Origin of the sequence: Martinezella rhizogenes, assembly GCF_027460065.1 — a bacterium.
GTDB classification, from domain to species: domain Bacteria; phylum Pseudomonadota; class Alphaproteobacteria; order Rhizobiales; family Rhizobiaceae; genus Agrobacterium; species Agrobacterium rhizogenes_C.
Map to the genome: position 1 here is coordinate 474,336 of NZ_JAPYZZ010000001.1, position 23,669 is coordinate 498,004.

Annotated in this window: 25 protein-coding genes and 1 pseudogene; 22 read left to right on the forward strand and 4 right to left on the reverse strand. The window is 59.6% G+C overall.

Annotated elements, in window-relative coordinates:
* The 12 genes and pseudogenes from O8B93_RS02310 to O8B93_RS02365 all read left to right on the forward strand — a co-directional run bounded on the left by O8B93_RS02310 (position 1) and on the right by O8B93_RS02365 (position 12,387).
* Positions 1 to 872 (forward strand): annotated as a pseudogene (locus O8B93_RS02310) (SDR family oxidoreductase).
* A gap of 426 nt (positions 873 to 1,298) precedes the next feature.
* Positions 1,299 to 1,667, forward strand: coding sequence for a septal ring lytic transglycosylase RlpA family protein (locus tag O8B93_RS02315; RefSeq protein ID WP_063949493.1), 369 nt, complete (start codon positions 1,299 to 1,301; stop codon positions 1,665 to 1,667).
* A gap of 61 nt (positions 1,668 to 1,728) precedes the next feature.
* Positions 1,729 to 3,018: an RsmB/NOP family class I SAM-dependent RNA methyltransferase gene (locus tag O8B93_RS02320; protein WP_269708197.1), complete on the forward strand. Its 1,290-nt coding sequence runs from the start codon at positions 1,729 to 1,731 to the stop codon at positions 3,016 to 3,018.
* 155 nt (positions 3,019 to 3,173) lie between these two features.
* Positions 3,174 to 4,451, forward strand: a complete 1,278-nt coding sequence (locus tag O8B93_RS02325) for an imelysin family protein (protein WP_269708199.1) — start codon at positions 3,174 to 3,176, stop codon at positions 4,449 to 4,451.
* A 58-nt stretch (positions 4,452 to 4,509) separates the two neighbouring features.
* Complete coding sequence (locus O8B93_RS02330; protein ID WP_269708638.1) at positions 4,510 to 6,033, forward strand: di-heme oxidoreductase family protein; 1,524 nt, start codon at positions 4,510 to 4,512, stop codon at positions 6,031 to 6,033.
* Positions 6,033 to 7,154 (forward strand): imelysin family protein, encoded by a 1,122-nt coding sequence (locus O8B93_RS02335; protein WP_269708200.1) that lies wholly within the window; start codon positions 6,033 to 6,035, stop codon positions 7,152 to 7,154. Before O8B93_RS02330 ends, O8B93_RS02335 begins: the two co-directional genes overlap by 1 nt.
* A 3-nt stretch (positions 7,155 to 7,157) precedes the next feature.
* Positions 7,158 to 8,252 (forward strand): DUF1513 domain-containing protein, encoded by a 1,095-nt coding sequence (locus O8B93_RS02340; protein WP_269708202.1) that lies wholly within the window; start codon positions 7,158 to 7,160, stop codon positions 8,250 to 8,252.
* Between the two features lie 50 nt (positions 8,253 to 8,302).
* A complete protein-coding gene (locus O8B93_RS02345) occupies positions 8,303 to 8,755 on the forward strand; it encodes a TspO/MBR family protein (protein ID WP_269708203.1) in 453 nt (150 codons plus the stop codon).
* A gap of 77 nt (positions 8,756 to 8,832) precedes the next feature.
* The gene (locus tag O8B93_RS02350) at positions 8,833 to 9,282 is read left to right on the forward strand and encodes a PaaI family thioesterase (protein WP_269341609.1); all 450 of its coding nucleotides are present in this window, start codon (positions 8,833 to 8,835) and stop codon (positions 9,280 to 9,282) included.
* A complete protein-coding gene (locus tag O8B93_RS02355; RefSeq protein WP_269708204.1) occupies positions 9,279 to 9,917 on the forward strand; it encodes a 5'-methylthioadenosine/S-adenosylhomocysteine nucleosidase in 639 nt (212 codons plus the stop codon). The genes O8B93_RS02350 and O8B93_RS02355 overlap by 4 nt, the downstream gene beginning before the upstream one ends.
* An 83-nt stretch (positions 9,918 to 10,000) precedes the next feature.
* Positions 10,001 to 11,578, forward strand: a complete 1,578-nt coding sequence (gene guaA, locus O8B93_RS02360) for a glutamine-hydrolyzing GMP synthase (protein WP_269708205.1) — start codon at positions 10,001 to 10,003, stop codon at positions 11,576 to 11,578.
* A 104-nt stretch (positions 11,579 to 11,682) separates the two neighbouring features.
* Positions 11,683 to 12,387 (forward strand): 2'-5' RNA ligase family protein, encoded by a 705-nt coding sequence (locus O8B93_RS02365; protein ID WP_269708206.1) that lies wholly within the window; start codon positions 11,683 to 11,685, stop codon positions 12,385 to 12,387.
* Between the two features lie 72 nt (positions 12,388 to 12,459).
* On the opposite strand, the gene O8B93_RS02370 is transcribed toward O8B93_RS02365, so the two are convergent.
* Positions 12,460 to 12,627 carry a hypothetical protein gene (locus tag O8B93_RS02370; RefSeq protein WP_003503889.1) on the reverse strand — a complete coding sequence of 56 codons (168 nt, stop codon included), beginning with the start codon at positions 12,625 to 12,627 and terminating at the stop codon, positions 12,460 to 12,462.
* Between the two features lie 234 nt (positions 12,628 to 12,861).
* Here O8B93_RS02370 and O8B93_RS02375 point away from each other — a divergent pair, with 234 nt between their 5' ends.
* From O8B93_RS02375 to O8B93_RS02385, 3 genes are all read left to right on the forward strand, one after another.
* Positions 12,862 to 13,209 (forward strand): ArsC family reductase, encoded by a 348-nt coding sequence (locus O8B93_RS02375; RefSeq protein ID WP_269708207.1) that lies wholly within the window; start codon positions 12,862 to 12,864, stop codon positions 13,207 to 13,209.
* 12 nt (positions 13,210 to 13,221) lie between these two features.
* The gene (ybaK, locus tag O8B93_RS02380; protein ID WP_269708208.1) at positions 13,222 to 13,698 is read left to right on the forward strand and encodes a Cys-tRNA(Pro) deacylase; all 477 of its coding nucleotides are present in this window, start codon (positions 13,222 to 13,224) and stop codon (positions 13,696 to 13,698) included.
* 88 nt (positions 13,699 to 13,786) lie between these two features.
* The gene (locus tag O8B93_RS02385; RefSeq protein WP_269708209.1) at positions 13,787 to 15,025 is read left to right on the forward strand and encodes an aminopeptidase; all 1,239 of its coding nucleotides are present in this window, start codon (positions 13,787 to 13,789) and stop codon (positions 15,023 to 15,025) included.
* Positions 15,026 to 15,033: 8 nt separating this feature from the next.
* Here O8B93_RS02385 and pecM read toward each other — a convergent pair whose 3' ends face one another.
* The gene (gene pecM, locus O8B93_RS02390) at positions 15,034 to 15,897 is read right to left on the reverse strand and encodes a 4-hydroxybenzaldehyde efflux transporter PecM (RefSeq protein WP_269708211.1); all 864 of its coding nucleotides are present in this window, start codon (positions 15,895 to 15,897) and stop codon (positions 15,034 to 15,036) included.
* Between the two features lie 81 nt (positions 15,898 to 15,978).
* Here pecM and O8B93_RS02395 point away from each other — a divergent pair, with 81 nt between their 5' ends.
* The 3 genes from O8B93_RS02395 to O8B93_RS02405 all read left to right on the forward strand — a co-directional run bounded on the left by O8B93_RS02395 (position 15,979) and on the right by O8B93_RS02405 (position 18,549).
* The gene (locus tag O8B93_RS02395; RefSeq protein ID WP_269708212.1) at positions 15,979 to 16,479 is read left to right on the forward strand and encodes a MarR family winged helix-turn-helix transcriptional regulator; all 501 of its coding nucleotides are present in this window, start codon (positions 15,979 to 15,981) and stop codon (positions 16,477 to 16,479) included.
* A 109-nt stretch (positions 16,480 to 16,588) separates the two neighbouring features.
* Positions 16,589 to 17,296 carry a FadR/GntR family transcriptional regulator gene (locus O8B93_RS02400; protein ID WP_080811056.1) on the forward strand — a complete coding sequence of 236 codons (708 nt, stop codon included), beginning with the start codon at positions 16,589 to 16,591 and terminating at the stop codon, positions 17,294 to 17,296.
* A gap of 50 nt (positions 17,297 to 17,346) precedes the next feature.
* Complete coding sequence (locus O8B93_RS02405) at positions 17,347 to 18,549, forward strand: mandelate racemase/muconate lactonizing enzyme family protein (RefSeq protein ID WP_269708213.1); 1,203 nt, start codon at positions 17,347 to 17,349, stop codon at positions 18,547 to 18,549.
* Here the strand turns inward: O8B93_RS02405 and xseA are convergent, their stop codons facing one another.
* The gene (xseA, locus tag O8B93_RS02410; protein ID WP_269708214.1) at positions 18,550 to 20,148 is read right to left on the reverse strand and encodes an exodeoxyribonuclease VII large subunit; all 1,599 of its coding nucleotides are present in this window, start codon (positions 20,146 to 20,148) and stop codon (positions 18,550 to 18,552) included.
* A 189-nt stretch (positions 20,149 to 20,337) separates the two neighbouring features.
* Here xseA and O8B93_RS02415 point away from each other — a divergent pair, with 189 nt between their 5' ends.
* Both O8B93_RS02415 and O8B93_RS02420 read left to right on the forward strand, forming a co-directional pair.
* Complete coding sequence (locus tag O8B93_RS02415) at positions 20,338 to 20,580, forward strand: hypothetical protein (protein WP_010970778.1); 243 nt, start codon at positions 20,338 to 20,340, stop codon at positions 20,578 to 20,580.
* Positions 20,581 to 20,592: 12 nt separating this feature from the next.
* Positions 20,593 to 20,955, forward strand: a complete 363-nt coding sequence (locus O8B93_RS02420) for a GtrA domain-containing protein (RefSeq protein WP_269708216.1) — start codon at positions 20,593 to 20,595, stop codon at positions 20,953 to 20,955.
* On the opposite strand, the gene O8B93_RS02425 is transcribed toward O8B93_RS02420, so the two are convergent.
* Positions 20,952 to 21,935: a Gfo/Idh/MocA family protein gene (locus tag O8B93_RS02425; protein ID WP_269708218.1), complete on the reverse strand. Its 984-nt coding sequence runs from the start codon at positions 21,933 to 21,935 to the stop codon at positions 20,952 to 20,954. The two genes, O8B93_RS02420 and O8B93_RS02425, sit on opposite strands and share 4 nt — an antisense overlap.
* A gap of 183 nt (positions 21,936 to 22,118) precedes the next feature.
* Between O8B93_RS02425 and O8B93_RS02430 the strand changes: the two genes are divergently transcribed.
* Both O8B93_RS02430 and O8B93_RS02435 read left to right on the forward strand, forming a co-directional pair.
* A complete protein-coding gene (locus O8B93_RS02430; protein ID WP_269708219.1) occupies positions 22,119 to 22,679 on the forward strand; it encodes an isochorismatase family protein in 561 nt (186 codons plus the stop codon).
* A complete protein-coding gene (locus O8B93_RS02435; RefSeq protein WP_269708220.1) occupies positions 22,679 to 23,662 on the forward strand; it encodes a GlxA family transcriptional regulator in 984 nt (327 codons plus the stop codon). The genes O8B93_RS02430 and O8B93_RS02435 overlap by 1 nt, the downstream gene beginning before the upstream one ends.
* The last annotated feature ends 7 nt before the right edge of the window (positions 23,663 to 23,669 follow it).

Genomic DNA, 23,669 nt, shown 5'->3' on the forward strand with positions numbered 1-23,669 from the left:
ATGCATGTGATGATTTTCGGCGCGGGATATTCAGGGAAAGCCATTGCCAACGCGCTGAAAACCAAGGCCGCAAGTGTTCGCGGCACCACACGCAGCGAGGATAAGTTCGCAAATCTCGCCGCCGCAGGCATGACGCCGCTGCTCTTCGACGGCGCCCATCTCGATGACGATCTCATCGCTGCGATGGGCAATGTTACCCATCTCGTGCAATCCATCGCTCCAGGCAAGGACGGCGACCCCCTGCTTACGCTTCTGGGCGGCGATCTGAAAAAGCGGCTGCCCAATCTGAAATGGGCGGCCTATCTTTCCACCGTCGGCGTTTATGGCGACCATGACGGCGCCTGGGTGGACGAGACGACACCCTGCCGCCCGGTCTCCGCACGCTCCGTGGAACGGGTAGCCGCCGAGGCCGCCTGGACGGAGGCAGCCCAAAAGGCAGATGTGCCGCTTTCCATCCTGCGCCTATCCGGAATTTATGGCCCGGGACGCAATACCTTCATGAATTTCGAGAAGGGAACGGCACGCCGTCTGGTGAAGAAGGATCAGGTGTTTAATCGCATCCGTGTCGAGGATATCGGCGCCGCGCTTGCCTTTCTGACGCAGAAAAATGAGCGTGGCATCTTCAACGTGACCGACGACGAACCCTGCCCACCGCAGGATGTGGTGAGCTTCGCGGCCGACCTAATGGGTGTCGTCCCCCCTGCTGAACAGGATTTCGAAACCGCCGATCTGACACCGATGGCGCGCTCTTTTTACGGCGAGAACAAGCGCGTTTCCAATGCCAAAATAAGGGAACTCGGCTTTGATTTCCGCTTTCCGGAGTATCGACAATCGCTGAGGCAATTATGGGAAAACGACTCTGGCGCGGTTGAAAACAACTCCGCCAAAAACGACGAAAAATCCATCCAATACCGTTTTGGCGGATAGTTTTCGTTGTATTTAAGAGAATTAAGACTTAATTAACTACGGCAAATCGCTAAAACCCTAGTCATTGGAAAAATATTTCACTCACATTTCGTGAAGTGGATTCACGAAGCCGTGACTTGCAATAGCATTTCCTTTGATCGTTGATTCTGCATTATTTTTTCCGAGCATGGGCTGGAACGGCCTTGCGGCGCCTCTCCGGCTAATGATCACGAATATTACAGTCTGTAACAGTTCGTGATTTGAGATCAGCTTTTTTTCGCCATTTTTCCCTCGCCCTACAATCTCGCATCAAAAGGCGTTCAGGCCAGTCCATGGCCGTTTAGCAAGGGCACAATCAATCGGCGCGGGGCCGATTTTCAGGGAAGCACAGTTTGTTGAATATCCGTCGTATAACTTTCACCGCTGCAACTATAGCCGCCTGTTCCATCATCGCGCCTCTTCAGGCGAATGCGGCAAATGGTTGTGGAGGCGCATCGTGGTATGCGTTGTCCTCCAAGACTGCTTCGGGCGAGCGTATGAATGCCGCCAACCTGACCGCTGCACACCGTTCGCTGCGGTTCGGCACCAAGGTCAAGGTAACCAATGCCCGCAACGGCAAAGCCGTCGTGGTGCGCATCAATGATCGCGGGCCGTTCATCAAGGGTCGCGTTCTCGATCTTTCAAAGGCTGCCGCCAAGAACATCGGCATGATCAGCTCCGGCACTGCCAAGGTCTGCTACGAGGTCGTCAAGGCCGATTGAGCCTTGCCCTCGCCGCCATTCGCGTCTACCAACCGGGCTTATCAGCAAGAAGAGGTAGACAATGCGTTTGGGCGGGCGTTTGGCCGGAGCAATCGAAGTATTGGCGGATATTGAGGGACGCAGGCGTCCCGTCGCCGATGCGCTGAAGGATTGGGGTCTCGCCCATCGTTTTGCCGGCTCCGGCGACAGAGCCGCCATCGGCAACATCGTTTATGACGCGCTGCGCATGAAACTGTCGCACGCCTGGCTGATGGATGACGACAGTGCCGCCTCGCTTGCCTATGCTGTCCTGCTGCGGCAATGGGGCAAAAGCTTTGCGGAACTGGCGTCGGAATTCGACGGCGATAAATTCGCCCCCGCTGCACCCGACGCGGAAAGGCAGCAGGCCTTTCTTTCCCGTTCACTTTCCGACGCACCGGCCTATATCCAGGGCGATATTCCCGAATGGGTTCAATCCTCCTTCGAAACGGCTTTCGGGGAGCGTTGGCTCGCCGAGGCACAGGCGCTCAACGAGCGACCGACCCTCGACCTGCGCGCCAACACGCTGAAGGCAACGCGGGACAAGGTTCTGAAGGCGCTTGAGGAAAGCGGCGCGGAAGCCACTCGGATTGCCCGGCAGGGTGTGCGTATTCCCGCCGGTGAAGGCCCTTCCCGCCTGCCGAATGTCACCGCCGAACTCTCCTTCCAGAAGGGTTGGTTCGAGGTGCAGGATGAAGGCTCACAGATCGTCGCCGATCTTGCCGGTGCTCGCGAAGGTGAACAGGTCCTCGATTATTGCGCCGGTGGTGGCGGCAAGACGTTGGCCATGGCCGCCAGCATGAACAATAAAGGTCAGGTCCACGCTTTCGATGCCGACCGCAAGCGGCTCGCGCCAATCATCGAGCGGCTGAAGCGGGCCGGTACGCGCAATGTGCAGGTGCATGACCGCGCAGCGGGCCTTGTTCCATTCCATGAAAAATTCGACCGCGTTCTGGTGGACGCGCCCTGCACCGGCACCGGAACATGGCGTCGCCGCCCCGACACCAAATGGCGGCTGACGGCGCGCAATCTGGAAGAGCGCGTGCAGCAGCAGGGCGAGGCGCTTTCGCAAGCCAAGGGTTTCGTGCGCCCCGGCGGCGAGTTGCTTTATGTCACCTGTTCGGTTCTACCCGAGGAAAACGAGCAGCAGGTCAAGCGCTTCTCCGAGGAAAATCCCGATTTCTCCATTGGCTCCGCACTGGAGCGGTGGCAGACGACGTTTGGCGATGATGCGAACAAACCGCATTCCTCTGATGGAAAGACAGTCACGCTGACGCCTGCAACCACAGATACGGACGGTTTCTTCTTCTGCTTGATGAAACGCAAAGCATAAAAGCCTATTTGCACGCAGCGATTTTACTTGAGAAATACCGCGCGTGCTTGTTTCAAAACATTCTAAACTAGAATGTTTGACACAAGTTTGTGATTGGGTCAGAACTCGCTGGCCGCAGCCTGACGTCTTTTCATGGCTGCACAAGGAGAGGGATCATGATCCGCAAAACCATTCTTAGCGCGTCTTTCGTGCTTCTGGCCGCATCGGCGGCCTTCACCGCGCTTCCCGCGCAGGCTGCCACCGACGCTGCCGCCGTCATCAAGCATTATGCCGATGTCGCGCATGCCAAATACGAGGATTCGCTGACCACGGCGAAGACGCTGGACAAGGCCATCGACGCGCTGATCGCAACGCCGAGCGAAGAGACCCTCAAAGCCGCGCGCGAAGCCTGGATCAAGGCGCGTGTTCCCTACCAGCAGTCGGAAGTCTACCGCTTCGGCAATCCGCTTGTCGATGCATGGGAAGGCAAGGTGAATGCCTGGCCGCTGGATGAAGGCCTGATCGATTATGTCGACGCCTCCTACGGTACGGAAAGCGACGAGAACGAACTTTACGTCGCAAACATCATCGCCAATCCGAAGATCAAGATCAGCGGCGAAGAGGTCGATGCCTCCAAGATCACCCCGGAACTGATCGAGAGCCTGCACGAGGCGGGCGATGTCGAAGCCAATGTGACGACCGGTTATCACGCCATCGAATTCCTGCTCTGGGGCCAGGATCTGAACGGCACCGGGCCGGGCGCGGGCAACCGCCCCTATACCGACTATGACAAGGCAAAATGCACGAACGGCCATTGCGACCGCCGCGCCGATTACCTGAAATCCGCCTCCACCCTGCTGGTGAAGGACTTGCAGGAGATGGTGGATGCGTGGGCTCCTGATGGTGAAGCGACGAAGACGGTGGAAGCCGATCCGAAAGCGGGCCTCACCGCCATTCTCACCGGCATGGGCTCACTCTCCTACGGCGAACTGGCTGGCGAGCGGATGAAGCTCGGCCTTTTGCTGCACGATCCGGAAGAGGAGCATGATTGCTTCTCCGACAACACCTATAATTCGCATCTGAACGACGCCATCGGCATCGCTTCGGCCTATACCGGCGACTATACCCGCGTGGACGGCACGAAGATGACCGGCGCCTCGCTGGCGGAACTCGTTGGCGCCAAGGACAAGGCGCTGAACGACGAAATGACGGCGAAGCTGAACAAGACGCTCGACGCCATGCACGCAATGGAAAAGCGCGGCCAGACGGTTGAAGCCTATGACCAGATGATCGGCGAAGGCAACAAGGAAGGCAATGCCGTGGTTCAGGCGGCCATCGACGGTCTCATTGACCAGACGAAGACCGTTGAACGCGTCATCGCGGCGCTCGATCTCGGTAAGATCGAGCTTGAAGGCTCCGCAAGCCTCGACAACCCGAACGCCGTCTTCAAATAAGCGGCAAGGCGGGCCGCAATCCACTGCGGCCCGCCACCAAATGTGCCTTCCGACCTCCATGGAATTGTCGCTGTCTCCGATCCGCAAGCCGTTTTTCTTCGCCGGGGCAGCCTGCCTTGTGGCCTCAGTGACGCTTGCCGCCCCGTTGCGTGACGACCTGACGGAGAAAGACCGAAGCCGCGTTCTGGCCGTCACTGCGCCAACAACCGATTTTACGAGACCGGAGCCCTTCGAGGCCATGTCCGGCGGCGCAACCACCAGCACCGGCAAGGCCGATGGCAACGCATTTTCTCAGCCTTCCGCCACCATGCCTTTCGAGCGGAAGCAGGATTTCAAGCTCGGCAACGCGCTGTTCCAGAAGCTCTGGGTCTCCTCCCCCTCCTCCACGCAGGCTTCGGATGGGCTCGGCCCTTTCTATAACGCCCGATCCTGCCAGACTTGCCATGTGAAGGATGGCAGGGGCCGCCCGCCACTTGCCGGCGAAGACGCCGTTTCCCTGTTTCTGCGGTTGGCGCGACCGGCCCGGGACGAGACGGAACGGGCCGCGATTGCGCGCCGTGAGGTGCTGAATTTTCCCGACGAGACCTATGGCCGGCAGCTGCAGAATCTCGCCATCCCCGGCCTCGCCGCCGAGGGCAGGCCGGTCATCACCTACACTGAAAAGCCCGTGCGCCTATCGGATAGCGAAGTGGTGTCGCTGCGCAAGCCCACTTATGCCGCTACGGACCTGAGATATGGCCCGCTCGGTACGGACACGACAGTTTCGGCCCGCATTGCCATGCCGACGCTCGGCCTAGGCCTGATCGAGGCCATTGCCGATGCAGATATTCTCGCCGGCGCAGACCCCGATGACAAAAATGGCGATGGCATTGCCGGGCACCCGGCCTGGGTCAAGGATCATCGCACCGGCGAGATAAAACTCGGGCGGTTCGGCTGGAAAGCGCAAAATGCAAGCGTGCGCGACCAGAGCGCCAGCGCCTTTTCCCACGATATCGGCATTTCCACACCGGATGCGCCGAATGCCTATGGCGATTGCACCGAGGCCCAGAGGGACTGTCTGGCCATGCCAACAGGCGTGCAGCCGCGGCTGGGGCCGGTGGAAGCGCCGGACCCGGTTCTTGATCTCGTGACCTTTTACACCGAAAACCTCGCCGTGCCACAGCGACGCAATGCCGAGGATCGGACCGTTCTTGAGGGCAAGCAGCTTTTCTATACATCCGGCTGCACGGCCTGCCATACACCAAAATTCGTCACCCGCCGCGATGCCGCGGACCCTATGCATTCCTTCCAGCTGATCTGGCCCTATTCGGACTTCCTCCTGCATGACATGGGAGAGGAGCTTGCTGATGGCCAGCAGGTGGGGGAAGCCAGCGGTCGGCACTGGCGCACGCAGCCGCTCTGGGGCCTAGGTCTGACGCAAAGAGTGAATGGCAACGGCTTTTACCTGCATGACGGGCGGGCGCGCAGCCTGACGGAAGCCATATTGTGGCATGGCGGCGAAGGGCAAAAAGCGCGCGACGCCTTTGCCGCCTTGCAAAAATCCGACCGGCAGGCTTTGCTGGCTTTTCTGGAGTCTCTCTAATGAACTTTGCCATGCGAAAAATTTCCGGCGTCATCTCCGTGCTGCTGCTTCTCACCACGCCGCCGGCAAAAGCGCAGGATGTGGAACTTTTGCCGCCGCCGCCACTCGACCCCGCGCAGGTGCGGGGCGTGATGGAAAAGGCGGTGAACGGCTTCATCCGTCCCGGTTATGACCACTTCCGGCAGTCTGCGGAGACGCTGGAAGGCGGCATGAAGGCATTCTGCGCAGCACCCTCCAAAACGACGGAGGCGGCAGCACAGGCGGCTTTTACTGAAACGGTCTTGAACTGGTCGACAATCGAGATCGTGCGTATCGGCCCTGTGATTGAGAAGAACCGCTTCGAACGCGTGCTTTATTACCCCGACAAAAAGGGTCTCGGACTGAAGCAGGTGCAGCGTTACCTTGCAGACAAGGATGAAAGCGTTACCACCGCCGACGGCCTGAAAGGCAAGAGCGTCGCGGCACAGGGGCTTGGCGCGCTGGAGTTCGTGCTTTACGGCACCGGCGCGGATGAACTTCTCGACAAGAAGGGTGATTTCCGCTGCCGTTTCGGCGCCGCCATCGCCGGCAATATCGCCAATGTGGCGGCAGAGCTTTCCGACAGCTGGAACGCACCTGACGGTGCTCGGAAAAACTGGACGCAGCCGGGACCGGACAACCCCGTCTTTCGCGATGAACGCGAGGCGCTGGTCGCCCTGCTCGGTATTCTCGTGCACGGCGCAGAGGCGATCCGCGACCAGCGGATCGAGACCTTCTACAAGGGGCCGGACAAGGCGAGATTTCCCCGCACCGCCATTTACTGGCGCTCAGGCCTGACCTGGAAGAGCGTCTCCACCAATATCAAGGCTGTGCAGACGCTCCTGCATACCGCCGACATGGTCGAACTCGTGCCGCCCGATCAGCGCTCCATCGTCAACTCCATCGACTTCATCGCCAAATCGATGATCCGCGTTGCTGCAACGATCGATACGGATGTGGAAAAGGCACTGGACAAGGACGACCAGCGCGCCAAGGTGGATTACCTGCTGCTCAACGGCAAGGACCTGATCTACCGTCTCAACGATCAGTATGGCGGCGCTATCGGCCTCAGCTCCGGCTTTTCCTTTGCTGACGGAGACTGAGTGATGACCTCCGGCAGCAAGCGCATGCTGATCGACCGGCGCAGCTTCATCAAGGCGGCAGGTATTCCCTTCCTTGCCGCTCTCGCCCCGCAGTCGCTCCATGCGCTGGAACGCACCGACGCCGTCTTTGCCTCTGCCTTTCGCGCCCGTGATGGATCCTACGGCATTGCGACGGTGAGCGAGCGTGGCGAGATCATCGACCGCGTTGCGCTTCCCGCCCGCGCCCATGGAATGGCGACTAGCCATGCGACCGGTAGGACGGTGGCCTTCGCGCGCCGTCCCGGCACTTTCTTCATGGCGTTTGACCCCATGCGGCGTCAGGAGCCTGTCGTGATGCACGCGCCGGAGAACCGGCACTTTTATGGCCACGGTCAATTCTCACCCGATGGCGCAATCCTTTATGCCAGCGAAAACGACTTCGACGGCAATCGCGGCGTCATCGGCCTTTACGACGCCCGGAGCGGTTTTGCCCGCATCGGTGAATATGACGCGCATGGCGTCGGCACCCATGACATGACGGTGAGCGATGACGGAGGGCTGATCGTGATCGCCAATGGCGGCATCGAGACCCACCCGGATTTCGGCCGCACAAAGCTCAATATCGACAGCATGGAGCCGTCCCTCGTGCTTCTGGACGCCGCCACCGGCCAGCTGATCCAGAAACATGTGATGCCGGACCGGCTGCGACAGCTCTCCACCCGCCATGTCGATCTCGGCGATAACGGCCGCATCTGGTTCGCCTGCCAATATGAAGGACCGCGCAACGATCTTCCGCCGCTTGTCGGCCATTTCTCGAAGGGCGAGGATGTTGCCTTCGTCGATTTTCCGAAGGAAACGACGGTGCGGCTTGCCAACTACGTCGGGGCCATCGCCGTCAACCGGCGCGAAGGGCTGGTGGGTCTGACCTCGCCGAACGGCAACGCTGCCGTGACGCTCGATGCAAAGACGGGAAGTGTGGTCTCCGAGGTCAGCGTGCGGGAGGCGGCGGGCGTTGCGACGGCTACCGGCGGCATTGCGGTTTCCTCCTATGACGGATTTTTCGAGGCCGTTCGCAGCGACGTGGCCTGGGACCAGCATATCGTGCGCCTGTCCGGCTAAAATACTGAAAAGGCAGGGAACAAAAGCGTGGTCCGCGCATTGGATGCGTCATGAAGAATCTGGCCGTGTATATTGTTTTTGTGGTTGTCGTTGTCGCCATCGGGGCGTTGATCGGCGTCAACAATGTGCCGGGCGAATGGTATCAATCGCTGCAGAAACCATTCTTCAATCCCCCCAACTGGATTTTCGCGCCAGTCTGGACTGCGCTTTATGTGCTGATCGGCATCGCCGGCGCGCGGACGTGGATCAGGAAACCGATGGGGACGCGCATGCGCCTCTGGTTCACGCAGATGGTGCTGAATTTCCTGTGGTCGCCGATCTTTTTCGGCATGCAGAGCCCGGCCGGCGCGCTCGTCATCATCATCCCCATGCTGATCTGCATCATCGCCTTCATCGCGCTGGCCTACCGTCGCGACCGCATATCCATGTGGCTTTTCGCGCCCTATGCCCTGTGGGTCGCCTTTGCCACGGTGCTCAACGCAAGCATCGGCTTGCTGAACTAATTCGCCTTACGCCCTTGCCTTGCCCGACGCCACGCGCCATGTCTGTCTGCGACAGGGCAGAAGCAGGCAGGTAGGCCATGGAGATCACGGATCCCGGCGATTTTCGCCAGCGGATAGAAAGAAGCTTCGCGCGGCAGGGCGTGGTGCAGGCCATCAATGCCGAGATAAGCCGCATCGAACACCGGCTGGTGGAAATAGAGCTGCCCTTCCATGAAAAGCTGACACAGCAGCATGGCATATTGCATGCGGGCGTCATCGCCGCCGGTCTCGACACCGCCTGCACTTACGCCGCCTATACGATCATCGAACCGGAAGCATCGCTGCTGACAATCGAATTCAAGGTCAACCTCATGTCGCCGGGACGTGGTGAACGGTTTTTGTTTCGCGGCGAGATCATCAAGCCCGGCAACAATCTGATCGTGGCGGATGGTCGCGCCTATGCGCTTTCGGATGGGCCGGCAAAGCTGATCGCCTCCATGACGGGCACGATGATGGTGGTCAAGGGGCGCGAGGATATTAGCGGATGAGCTACCAGCTTTCGCATGTTGCGGATAAATCCGTTCTTTTCGTCATGGCGGCTTCCGCAGAATACGGCCCCCATCTGCAGGCGCGCATCACGCCACTCATGACCGGGGTCGGCCCGGTCGAGGCGGCTATTTCGGTGACGGCCATACTTGCCGGTCTCGATGCGGCCGACCATCTGCCTGACCTCGTCGTTTCGCTCGGCTCTGCCGGTTCGCGGACATTGGAACAGACGGGCATCTATCAGGCGCTTTCGGTTTCCTATCGCGATATGGATGCATCCGCCTTCGGTTTCGAAAAAGGGCGCACGCCGTTTCTCGATCTGCCCGCCGAAGTGGCACTGCCTTTGCGGATACCCGATCTTGCCGAGGCGAGGCTTTCCACCGGCGGCAACGTCGTTTCGGGAGATGGCTATGGGTCGATCGATGCCGATATGGTGGAAATGGAGACCTTTGCGGTCCTGCGGGCCTGCCAGCGCTTCGGAGTGCCCCTCATCGGCCTGCGCGGTATTTCCGACGGCAAGGCCGATGTGAACCATGTGGATGACTGGACGGAGTATCTCGATATCATCGATGAAAAGCTCGCCGATGCCGTCGACCGGCTCTGCCGCGCCATCGAAGATGGTGTGATTGCCCTTTGAAACCTCGCGATTTTCGCAAATTTCCGCCGTTTGACACCCGCTTCCGGGTTGCCTAAAGCCCCGCTTTTCTTTAAAGGCTCGCCATGACCCAGATAGCCCATCCCGACAGCATTCTCATCATCGATTTCGGCAGCCAGGTGACGCAGCTGATTGCGCGCCGCATCCGCGAAGCCGGGGTCTATTGCGAAATCCATCCGTTTCAGAATGCCGCAGAGGCTTTCGAGAAGCTTCAGCCCAAGGGCGTGATCTTCTCCGGCGGCCCCGCATCCGTGACGGCCGAGGGCAGCCCGCGCGCGCCGCAGGCGGTGTTCGACAGCAAGGTTCCGATCCTCGGCATCTGCTACGGCCAGCAGACGCTCTGCACGCAGCTCGGCGGCGTGGTCGAAGGTGGCCATGCGGCGGAATTCGGCCGTGCCGATATCGACATCAAAAAGGCTAGCCCGCTATTCGAAGGTTTCTGGGAACAGGGCAAGAGCTATCCGGTGTGGATGAGCCATGGCGACCGCGTAACAAAGCTGCCGGAAGGTTTCGAGGTCATCGCGACCTCCGAGAACGCTCCCTTCGCCATCGCGGCTGACGAGAAGCGCCATTATTACACCACCATGTTCCACCCGGAAGTGGTGCACACGCCTGACGGCGGCAAGCTGCTCTCCAATTTCGTGCACAAGATCGTCGGCCTCAAATCCGACTGGACGATGGCGGCCTATCGCGCCGAGATGATCCGCAAGATCCGCGAGCAGGTCGGTACCGGCCGCGTGCTCTGCGCACTTTCCGGCGGCGTCGATTCCTCGGTTGCAGCCATCCTCATTCATGAGGCGATCGGCGATCAGCTCACCTGCGTTTATGTCGACCACGGCCTGATGCGGCTTGGTGAGAGCGAGCAGGTCGTCGGCATGTTCCGCGACCACTACAATATTCCGCTTGTTCATGTGGACGCCGCCGATCTGTTCCTCGGCGAACTATCGGGCGTTTCCGACCCCGAGGCGAAGCGCAAGACCATCGGCCGCCTGTTCATCGAGGTTTTCGAGGCCGAAGCCGCCAAGATCGCCGCCGATGGCAAAGGTGCGCCCAAGTTCCTTGCGCAGGGCACGCTTTACCCTGACGTCATCGAAAGCGTTTCCTTCTCCGGTGGCCCCTCCGTCACCATCAAGAGCCACCACAATGTCGGCGGTCTTCCCGAGCGCATGAACATGCAGCTCGTCGAGCCGCTGCGTGAGCTCTTCAAGGATGAAGTACGCGCGCTTGGCCGCGAACTCGGCCTGCCGGAAAGCTTCATCGGCCGCCATCCCTTCCCCGGTCCGGGTCTGGCGATCCGTTGCCCCGGCGCAATCACCCGCGAGAAGCTCGATATCCTGCGCAAGGCGGATGCGATCTATCTCGACGAAATCCGCAAGGCCGGTCTTTACGACACCATCTGGCAGGCCTTTGCCGTGCTGCTACCGGTGCAGACCGTCGGTGTGATGGGCGATTACCGTACCTATGACTTCGTCTGCGCGCTGCGCGCCGTGACATCAGTGGATGGCATGACGGCGGATTTCTATCCCTACGACATGAACTTCCTCGGCCGTGCGGCAACCCGCATCATCAACGAAGTGCGCGGCATCAACCGTGTCGTCTACGACGTGACGAGCAAGCCGCCCGGCACCATCGAGTGGGAATAAAACGAAGGCGGAGCAATTCCGCCCTCTGTTCATCTTTTGTTCTTTATTTTATTACCGCATAATGATAGGTTTCCGGCCTTGGTATAAGGCTGTGGAGCATCGTCATGGAGTGCGAGTTGGCGGACGAAAGAGCCTTAAGGCAGCTTTGCTTTGATGGGCTGGAGCCGAAAAAAATACGGCGCGTCAATCCACGCTTTCGAAACAAGCTCCTGCTAATGCTCAAGCCGCCACGGCAATTGGCGGAAAAAATGTTTGTCGATGCGTCGCACCATGCCCTAGGTCGGACAACCCGTGAGGCATATCCCGCCGAGCTTCTGCACATAACCCTGCTGTGTTTGGGATGTTTCGAGACGATCCCTCACGGACTGACAAGCAGACTGAAGGCGGCAATGGATGCGGTGAGCGCGCGGCCTGTTCCGGTCACCCTTGACGGAAGCGCGCTTTTTGGCAATCGCAACAGTTTGGTTCTACGAAACGGTGGGGATCAGCCGGAGATCCATGCCTTGGTCAGGCTGCTGCAACGGGCGCTTCGACAGGCGAACCTTCCCTATATCCCTGCACCATCTTTTACGCCGCATGTCACGATGATTTATGGCTGCGGGAAGATAGAGCCGATGCCGGCCGGAAAGCCATATAGTTGGCTTGCGAGTAATTTCGAGCTTGTTTTCAGCCATAATGGCGAAACGCGACATGAGTCCCTTGGACGCTTCGCACTCTCCGCAAAAGCGGATCGGTATGAGCCGCTCGAAAACCAGCTGCATTTACCGGATAAACTGATCGGTCCGAGAAAACGGCCGAACCGAAAATAGGCGAAACGCTAAGGCCCACCAAAATATACCCATGAGCGAGGCGAAGTCGCCTCGCTACAAACGATAACCAGCTTAGAGCTGGACCTTGTCGAAAGCCTTGCCGTCGATGCCGAGAGCTTCGAGATCGGCGCGGGCAGGCTTGCGATGTGCGCGAACAGCGGCCGAAACCGAGAGCGCTGCACCGAGAACGGCGAAAGTTTCACCGAAGAAGTTACGCGATGTCTTTGCAACCTGACGCATTTTTCTCTCCATCTTTGATGCCCAGATAATGGGGATTTACGCCCTGTTCTACAACTCATGATGTAGCAGGGAAGCCATGCAGCTTTGCTCGCGCTCGTTCGGATATCAGCCACTTCGATTTTGCATGGCTCAGACATCATGCTTTTAAAAATGGCGCAAGGCACCTCAGGCGGCGGCTTGAATAAGATGGATATTTTGTTATGCCGGAAGGCTTAAAGACGAAGAGGCGGTAGCATGGCGGTCACGATTTACGGCATCAAGAATTGCGACACGATGAAGAAGGCCAGAAGCTGGCTCGAGTTGAACAGCGTCGATTATTCCTTCCACGACTACAAGGCGGCCGGCATCGACCGCGCCCATCTGGAAACATGGTGTGATGCCGCCGGCTGGGAAGCGGTTCTCAACCGGGCCGGCACGACCTTCAAGAAACTCGACGACAGCCAGAAGGCCGATCTTACCCGCGAAAAGGCCATCGGGCTGATGCTCGCGCAGCCCTCGATGATCAAGCGTCCGGTGCTGGAGGCGAAGGGCAAGATAACCGTCGGCTTCAAGCCGGAAATCTACCAGACCCTTTTTGCCTGAACGCAGTCCACCATGTCCAAAACGACCCGCGCCACACAGATGCTGACGAAGGCCGGCATTGCCTTTGCTACCGTCACTTATGATTACGACCCGAATGCCGACCGCATCGGCCTGCAGGCGGCCGAAGCGATCGGCGAGCCACCGCATCTGGTGCTGAAGACGCTGATGGCGGAGCTGGACGGCAAACCGGTTTGCGTTGTCGTCCCCTCCGACCGCGAGGTGAGCATGAAGAAGCTTGCCGCTGCCTTCGGCGGCAAATCCGCCAACATGATGAAACCCGCCGATGCGGAGCGGGCGACCGGCTACCATGTCGGCGGCATCAGTCCGTTCGGGCAGAAGAAACAGGTGCCGACAGCCATTGAAGCCGATGCCATGGTGCATGATTGCGTCTACATGAATGGCGGGCAACGGGGTTTGCAGGTGCGGCTTTCGCCCCGCGATGCCCAAAAAGCGCTGAATGCCATTATCGCCCCTCTGGTAGCAGAATGAGGCGCAACGGGCGCTCCTGAAAGCATTTGGCTTTCGGAAGGAATGGGCTATGGTCGGCGCCTCCAATTGAAATAGACGAAGGCAGATCATGACCGTTTCCCCCATCGATCCCGTCAAACTCGAAAAACTCGCGGAAGTCGCCGTCAAGGTCGGCCTGCAATTACAGAAGGATCAGGATCTGGTGATCACCGCACCGCTGGCGGCCCTGCCGCTGGTGCGGTTTCTGACCAAACACGCATATATGGCGGGCGGCGGGCTGGTCACCACTTTCTACTCCGACGAGGAAACCACCCTTTCGCGCTACCGCCATGCCAGCGACGCGAATTTCGACCGGGCCTCCGGCTGGCTCTATGAGGGCATGGCGAAGGCCTATGCCAATGGCGCGGCGCGGCTGGCGATTGCCGGCGACAACCCGATGCTGCTTGCCGAAGAGGACCCCGCCAAGGTCGCGCGCGCCAACAAGGCCAATTCCACGGCCTATAAGCCGGCGCTGGAGAAGATTTCCAATTTCGATATCAACTGGAACATCATTTCTTATCCCAACCCCTCCTGGGCAAAGCAGGTCTTCCCCGGCCTCACCGAGGATGAAGCGGTGCGCAAGCTCGCGGATGCCATCTTCGCGGCCTCGCGAGTGGATGTGGCCGATCCCGTCGCCGCATGGGCGCAGCACAATGCCAATCTTGCCAAGCGCTCCGCATGGCTGAATGGCCAGCGTTTCTCTGCGCTGCATTTCACCGGCCCGGGCACCGACGTAAAGATCGGTCTGGCGGATGGCCACGAATGGCATGGCGGCGCCTCCACGGCCAAGAACGGCGTGACCTGCAACCCGAATATTCCGACCGAAGAGGTCTTCACCACGCCGCATGCGCTGCGCGTCGACGGTTATGTCTCCAGCACCAAGCCACTGTCGCATCAGGGAACGCTGATCGACGATATCCAGGTGAAGTTCGAAGCCGGTCGCATCGTTGAAGCCAAGGCTTCCAAGGGCGAAGCCGTGCTGAACAAGGTGCTCGACACCGATGAGGGCGCAAGGCGTCTCGGCGAAGTGGCACTTGTGCCGCATTCCTCACCGATTTCGGCAAGCGGCATCCTGTTTTATAACACGCTGTTCGATGAAAACGCCTCGTGCCACATCGCGCTCGGCCAGTGCTATTCGAAATGCTTCCTCGACGGCGCCTCGCTGTCGCAGGATCAGATCAAGGCGCAGGGCGGCAATTCCAGCCTGATCCACATCGACTGGATGATCGGTTCCAATAAGGTGGATATCGATGGCGTGAAGCCGGATGGCTCCACGGTTCCTGTCATGCGCAAGGGCGAATGGGCCTGACGGCCCCCCTACCTCGGCAACTGACTGCGCTGACTGAGCCAGATGCTGAAAAGCACAGCAACAAACCCGGCGATCTGCGCTGGCGCGAGGCTTTGGCCAAGCGCCAGCCAGCCCAGCAGGGTAGCCACGACTGGGCTTAGGAAACCGAGCGATGCGGCCGCGGAAGGTTCGATGCGGGCGAGCCCACGAAACCATAGAAGATAAGTGAGCGCCGCGCCTATGAGGCCGAGATACGCCATGCCCATGACATTGGCCGCCGTTGGCGCCGGCAGGGCCGGCTCCAGAACATAAGCGACCGGCAAAAGAAGAATGCCACCCGCCGTCAATTGCCACGCGGTGAAGGTGAGATTGGAGACCGGCGGGCGCCATTTGCGGGTCAGAACCGTTCCGAAGGCCATTGAGACGGCACCGGCAAGACCCGCGGCAACACCGATACCATCCAGTGCCGCACCGGGCGTCAGCACCAGGAGCGCAACACCGGCAATGCCGAGAAAACCGGCGCCGATGGCGAGCGGCCGCACCGGCGTCGCGAGAAACAGCCGCGACAGACCGATGACGATGAGTGGTTGCACCGCGCCCACCGTTGCCGCAACACCGCCAGGCAACCGATAGGCCGACACGAAAAGCATCGCCCAGAAAAACGAGAAATTCAGTGCGCCGAGAATGAAGCTGCGCGGCCACCAGATACCCTGCGGCAGCCTTCGGACGAGAAGCAGCAACAGGATACCGGCCGGCAAGGCGCGCAGCATGGCAACATGCAACGGATATCCCTGCGGCAAAAATTCCGTCGTGACGAAATATGTGGTCCCCCAGATGGCGGGAGCAAGCGCTGTGACCATCACGTCGGTGGCATAGGTCGTATTTTTCTTCATTTCAAGAATCTCTATATCAAGATAAATTTAGCTTAGTCGATTTTATCTTGACGTCAAGATATCAATTGTTATGCCTTGGTGATGAGCAAGGAACCCATGGACCACGTCGACCATATTCTCGCGCAATGGCGCAAGGAACGACCCGATCTCGATGTCGGCCCCATGGGGCTGCTCGGGCGTCTGCACAGGCTTGGCACACATCTTGGCCGCGAGGTGGAGGCGGTGCTCTTGAAACACGGCCTCTCCTCCTCCGCTTTCGATGTGCTGGCGACATTGCGACGCGCGGGCTCACCCTACCAGCTTTCTCCCGGCGATCTACTGGCTATGACCATGGTCAGTTCCGGCACCATGACAAACCGGATCGACCAGCTGGAAAAAGCCGGGCTAGTGGAGCGCATTCACAATCCACAGGACAGGCGCAGCGTCTTGATATCGCTGACGGAGCGTGGCTTTGCCATCGTCGAGGAGGCGGTGGGTGCGCATGTGGAGAACCAGCATCGCCTTGTCGCCCATCTCAGTGAAGGGGAGCGCGCGGCGCTTGACGGGCTGCTGAAGCGGTTCCTGCAGGACTTCGAGGAATAGATTGACGACACGAATGGAACCAGCGATCGCCAAGACAAGGGCGCTTGTCTCAGCAGGAAAAATCCTGTAAGCAATTTTCCATAAACCTGTACTACAGGTTGGAGGAAAAATGTTAAACGCCATTTCGCATGAATCCGGTCTCGTCAGCAGCACGATCGGCGCGATCACCCGCCATATCCGCGAAAACGAGCTGGCCCCCGGCGCGAAGCTGCCGAGTGAACTTTCGCTCTCGCAACAGCTCGGCGTCTCGCGCACCGTCGTTCGCGAGGCTTTCCGGTCTCTGTCGGCCATGCGGCTGATCGATGTCAGCGCGGGCAAGCGCGCAACCGTGGCGACGCTGGACCATGGTGCGATGTCGCTGATGTTCGAACATGGCATTCACACCGAGCAGATCAATATCCAGCAGATTTACGATGTGCGCCGCACCATCGAAGTCAGGACCGTGACGCTCGCGGCACTGAGGCGCACGGATGCGGAAGCGCTCACCATCCTCGACCACGCCAACAATATGGAGCGGGACTTCAGCGACAATGACAGGGTGATGGAGCACGACCTTGCCTTTCATCTTGCTGTTGCCAGAGCCTCCAAAAACCCGGTTTTCGAACTCATTCTCGGCGCTTTCCAGAATGTGACACGCCAGACGTGGCCGATCGGCTGGAAAAGCCGCACCTCGGATGCGCAGCGCCTTGCCGCGTGCGAACTTCACATCGCCATCGGACAGGCCATTGCCGCAGGCGATCCGCAAACCGCCTCAACGCTGATGGCACGGCACTTCGATGAAAGCGTGCATGCACTCCTGGCAGCCGGCATCGCCTGATTTTTCAACGCAGTCCCAGATGGAAACCGACTGCCTCTGGAGGAGACACCATGAAAATCACGAAACTCGAGACCGTCCGTGTGGCGGAACGGACGAACCTGCTCTGGGTTCTGGTCCATACGGATGAGGGCATTACCGGGCTCGGCGAAACCTTCTTCGGAGCGGAGACGGTGGAGACCTATGTGCATGAATATATCGCCCCCCGCGTGATCGGCCGCGACCCGCTGCAGATCGATCTTCTGGCGCAGGACCTCGTCGGTTATCTCGGCTTCCGTTCATCGGGAGCGGAAGTGCGCGGCAATTCCGCCTTCGACATCGCGCTGTGGGATATTTTCGGCAAGGCCACCAACCAGCCCATCGCCCAGCTTCTCGGCGGCTTCAGCCGCAAGGAAATCCGCACCTACAATACCTGCGCCGGCACCGAATATATCAAGAAGGCGACCGGTCAGCAGACGGCCAATTACGGCCTCTCCGACGGCAAGGATTATGACGATCTGAACGGCTTCCTGCATAACGCCGACGAGCTTGCCCATTCGCTGCTGGAAGACGGCATCACCGCCATGAAGATCTGGCCCTTCGATGCGGCGGCGGAGAAGACGCGCGGGCAATATATCTCTATGCCGGACCTCAAAAGCGCGCTCGAACCTTTCGAAAAAATCCGCAAGGCGGTGGGCGACAAGATGGATATCATGGTGGAGTTTCACTCCATGTGGCAGCTTCTCCCCGCCATGCAGATCGCCAAGGCGCTCACCCCCTATCAGACCTTCTGGCATGAAGATCCGATCAAGATGGACAGCCTTTCCAGCCTGACGCGGTATGCCGCCGTGTCGCCCGCACCGATTTCCGCGTCCGAAACACTCGGTTCCCGCTGGGCCTTCCGCGATCTCCTGGAAACGGGCGCGGCCGGTGTTGTCATGCTTGATATCAGCTGGTGCGGCGGCCTTTCGGAAGCACGCAAGATCGCCTCCATGGCGGAAGCCTGGCACTTGCCGGTTGCGCCGCATGATTGCACAGGCCCGGTGGTGCTGTGCGCCTCCACCCATCTTTCGCTCAACGCGCCAAATGCGCTGGTGCAGGAAAGCGTGCGCGCCTTCTACAAGACCTGGTATCGCGATCTCGTGACCGCTTTGCCTGAGGTGAAAAACGGCATGATCACCGTACCGCCGGGTGCAGGCCTTGGTATGGAGCTGCATCCCGATATTGAAAAGACCTTCACCGTCAGCCGCCGCATTTCGGATGTGGCGTCGATCTGATCAGAACAGGCTGCCTTGATTGCCAGGGCCGGAGGAAGCCGGTTTCGCCGGCTTCTTTTTTGGTGAGGCGGCAGTATCCGGGGCGGGTGTCCCCTCTCCCGTCGTGATGGCGGAAACGCGGCCATCGGCAAATTCCATCGAGACCACAGCGCCTGAGGCAATGGCGGCGGCACGGGTCAATGGCCGGTTCTCTTCGTCACGGATCACGGCATAACCGCGATTCAGCACGTTTTTGTAGGACAGGGATTGCAGGATACGGTCATGAGCGGCGAGACCGGAACGGTTCTGCGCCATGCGGTGCAGCACTGCTGTATCGGCCCGGCGCGCTGCGGTGACGACCCGTTCCTTCTGCCGTTCCAGCTGGCCAAGCAGGCGGGCAGGAAGCGAACGCAGCGCGGAATCGAATGAATCAACCCGGCCTTTGCCCTGCAACAGACGGCGCTCCACCAGGGTCTCGGCCCGTTGCATGCGCTCGGTGATCCGCTGCCTGTGATGTTTGAGACCGTTCAGCAAGGTTTCCGGTCTCAGTTCCGAGGCGGAACGTTCAAAGGCGCGGCGCTTGTTCAGCGTCGTCAATTCCAATCCACGGCCAAGACCGCTCGCAGCCTCATCGAAACGGCGGCGCGGCAGGGCGAGAAGTTGATCGAGGGACGGCAAAGCGCGCACGAGCGCCCGCACGCCCTGACGTCGATTATCCATCTGCCGCGAAACCGAACCGGAGAGGCGGGCAGCAAGACCGGAAAGCTGCGCTTCGAGTTCCGCCCGCACCGGCACCGCCATTTCAGCAGCGCCTGTCGGCGTCGGCGCCCGCACATCGGCGGCATAATCGATCAATGTCGTATCGGTCTCGTGCCCGACGGCGGAAATCAGCGGGATTTCGCTCTCGGCCGCCGCCCGCACGACGATTTCGTCGTTGAAGCTCCAGAGGTCTTCAAGGCTGCCGCCACCGCGCGCGACGATCAGCACATCGGGACGGGCAATGTCGCCACCGGGCTTCAGCGCATTGAAGCCACGAATGGCGTTCGCCACCTCCTCGCCCGAGCCTTCGCCCTGCACCTTGACCGGCCAGACGACGACATGGACCGGAAACCGATCCGAGATACGGTGAAGAATATCGCGAATAACCGCACCCGTGGGCGAGGTGACGACGCCGATGACACGCGGCATGAATGGCAGGGGACGCTTGCGGGTCGCATCAAAAAGTCCCTCTGCCGCCAGCCGCCGACGGCGATCCTCCAGAAGCGCCATCAGCGCGCCGGCACCGGCTGGCTCCAGGTTTTCGATGACGATCTGGTATTTGGACGAACCGGGAAAGGTGGTGATCTTGCCCGTCGCGATCACTTCCATCCCCTCTTCCGGGCGAAACTTCAGCCGAGAAAACGTGCCCTTCCAGATCACCGCGTCGATACGGGCGCGATCATCCTTCAGCGAGAAATAGGCGTGGCCGGAAGAATGCGGACCCCGATAGCCGGAGATTTCGCCGCGCACCCGCACTTGTTCGAAAGCCGTCTCCACCGTGCGCTTGATGGAACCTGACAGTTCGGACACCGAAAATTCGGCAAGATTGCTCAATGCGGCGTGGGAGAAGATATCGCTCATGACCGTTTGTAACCAAAAGCCGTCGATTCGGAAATGCCGACATCGGCTCGCCGATTTTAACGACGATGAAACCATATCCTCAACTAACGAGTTAGGAAAACAGGGATTGGAGGAGAAAACAAGGGTTCGTTAGGGAAGGAGACGCTACGTCTTGTTCCAGACCCGGCAACCAAAGAGGAGGCGGCATCCATGATTTTTCTTACCGCCACAGTGCTTGGCGTAACCGCAGTTGCGTTGCGTTCTGTCTTCAGCATCGTTTTCATCTGCATGATGATTATCGGCGCCTACGGTGTCGCGATGGTGCTTTCTTCCACGGCCGTGCCGCTGATGTCGCTGCTTCTGGCGCTTGCCGGTTATAATTTCGGCGTCGTGGGTGTCGTGATCGGCCTTCTGGTGCTGCAGCGCCCGCGCTCCACGCAGCCGACGCTTTAAAAGCCCACCCCGTTGAGACTTCCGCACTTCGCGCTGACCGAAATTTGCGGATTGGCGGTCGATCTTGCCGTTACCAGTCTGCTTGTTTTCTATCTCCGCGTCGATCCGCTGGCAGCCCGTTTGCCGGGTGCGGCGGCGGGGCTTGCGACGAGCTGGCGGCTGAACCGTTCGAACGGCAGCGAACTGAACGGCTTTCTGAGGAATGCGGTCACGCTTACCTCCCGCATCGTCGGCGTCGGCCTGTTTGCCCTGCTGTTGTGGCGCAACCCGCTGCTGCAGCCGCTCATCCCGCTCGCACTTTCAGCGATCGCAGCACTGATCCTGGCGCTTTACGGATATGTTCGGCTGCAAAAACGGCGGCGGGATCCGGATTAAACCGTTTCCCAACCGTCGTTTTCCGCCGCCCGGTAGATGGCGTCGATAAAAAGCTGGTTGTTCCTTGAATTTTCCAGCGTGACGACTTCGCCCTCGCCTCTCACCGCGCGGGCGAAGGCCTCCGCCTCGAGCTTGTACTGGCGGCTATCCTGATACCGGAAGACCTGCGACTGGTTATGGGCCTGATTGGTCAGTTCGATTTCTTCCGCACCCCAGCGATTGGCGTTGAACGGGGATTTGACCTCGATGTAGCCATCGGTGCCGTGGAAGACCATGAGTTGACGGGAGGCAAGCTGGGTTGCCAGATAGAAGCTCAGCTCGAAAGTGCCGAAATCGGCCCGGACGCTGGAATAAATATCGGTGCCGAATTCCCTGTCACGCTCCACCGTGGCCTGCACGCGCCTGGGCTCGGCGCCGGTGGCAAAACGGGTCACGATGGTTGGGTAAACGCCGATATCAGGCAGCGCCCCGCCACCCAATTCGGGAATATTGCGCATATTGCCGGGATCGCGATTGAAATAGCTGAAAGCGCCCTGCACATGTTTCAGCGTGCCGATGGCGCCCGACGCCAGCAATTCCTTCACCTTCGCCCAAACAGGGGAATAGGTGACCATAAAAGCCTCGGATACGAGGACGCCATTGCGGTCTCTCGCAGCGATGAGCGTATCGATCTCTTCCGCTTTTAATGCAATCGGCTTTTCGCAGAGAACATGTTTGCCAGCATCGGCGGCCTTGATGGTCCACTCCACATGCTGCGCGGTGGGAAGCGGAATATAGACCGCGTCGATCACATCCGATGCCAGCATCTCCTCATAGGAGCCGAAGGCATGGGGCACGGAAAAACGCTCGGCTACTGCACGCGCTTTGGCGTGATCTCGGCTGGTAATGGCGCTGACCACACAGTTTTGCGCATCCTGTATTGCCGGAATGACGTGATCCTGAGCGATCTTCGCCGTTGAGATTATTCCGAAGCGCAGCATTCCCGTTCTCCCACTCTGCCATTTATTCGGAAACTTACCATCCCGGCACCATGTGGCAAGCCGGCAAAGTCCAATCAGTATAAATTATGGCTGGATATGTCCTGCCTTTGTCGGCCTGGTTGCTTTTATCGAGATCGTTAAAGGGAAACTATGCTATCAGTAACCCCAATGGAGAAACATGAAATGTCCTCTTCTCACACCGCACTGCTCGTCATCGACGTTCAGGAATCGTTTCGGCACACCCCTTATTTCGAGGAAAGCGGGCTCGCCGCCTATCTGGAGAAACAGCAGGCATTGATCGACGGCGCCAAGGCCGCGGGAATTCCCGTTGTTCAAATCTTCCATGTCGATGGCGACAAGGCCTTCTCGAAAGACAGCGGCTATGTCCGTGCGCTGGAGGGTGTGGAAATCGCACCCGACATGACCTTTCACAAGAACCGCCATTCGGCCTTTGCCGGCACCGGCCTTGAAATCTGGCTGACGCAGAAGGGCATCAACCGGTTGATCGTCTCCGGCATCCGCACCGAACAATGCTGCGAAACGACCACCCGGCACGCCTCCGACCTCGGCTACAGTGTCGACTACGTTACCGAGGCGACGCTGACCTTTCCGATGACGCACGCCTCCGGCACGGTGTTCAGCGCGGAAGACATCCGTAAGCGGACCGAGCTGGTGCTGGCCGGCCGCTTCGCGCGCATCGCCACTGTGAGCGACGCGCTTGCACCCCTGAAGGCAGCAGCCTGATGGATAAGGGCGGCACACGCGTCATTCCTTTTTATACGCTTGTGCCGCCGCACGCGCTGTTGCTCGATATTGCCGGTCCCCTGCAGGTGATCCGTTATGCCAATGAGGAGCAGAACAATATTTTTTTCGATTGCCGCTACATCGCGGCACAGGACAGGCAACAATCCTCGATCGGCCTTGGCATTTGCGGGCTGGAGACCCTGCCTGTCACACTGCCGGAGAATGCCTTTCTGCTGATCTCCGGCAGCACCTCGCGCTCCGAGAGCGAACCGGAAACTCGGCGGGAGCGGCAGGCACTGGCAGCATGGCTGCGCCGCGCCGTGCGTGTCGACACGACAGTCATTTCCATCTGCTCCGGCGCATTGCTGGCGGGTGACGCCGGCCTTTTCGACGGGCGGAACTGCACCACGCACAGCGACTGCATCGCGGCGCTCCGCCGTGTCGCGCCTTTGTCCCAGGTGGCCGAAAACCGCCTGTTTGTCGAGGATGGCAACCGCTTTTCCAGCGCAGGCATCTCCACCGGCATCGACCTTATGCTGCATGTGGTTTCGCGGCTGACATCCCCCGCCGTCGCGGCGCGCATTGCCCAAACCATGGTCGTTTATCTCAGGCGTAACGGCAGCGATCCGCAGATTTCCCCCTGGCTTACCGGCCGTAACCACATGCACCCCGCCATTCACCGGGTGCAGGACCGGGTGATGACTGAGCCGGCACAGGATTGGTCGCTGGAGCGGCTGGCCGATATCGCAGCACTCAGCGAAAGACATCTGTCGCGCCTGTTTCGCGAGCATACCGGCATCAGCGTCATCGATTACGTCAATCTGATGCGGATCAATCTCGCCCGTGACATTCTTGAAAATAGCCGCCTCGATATGGAAGCCATCGCCGAGCGGGCGGGTTTTGCCTCCGCCCGGCATTTGCGGCGCGTCTGGCAACAGCATAATCGTTATCCGCCCAGCCACTATCGCGGCTTTCAGTCCTGATTTTCCC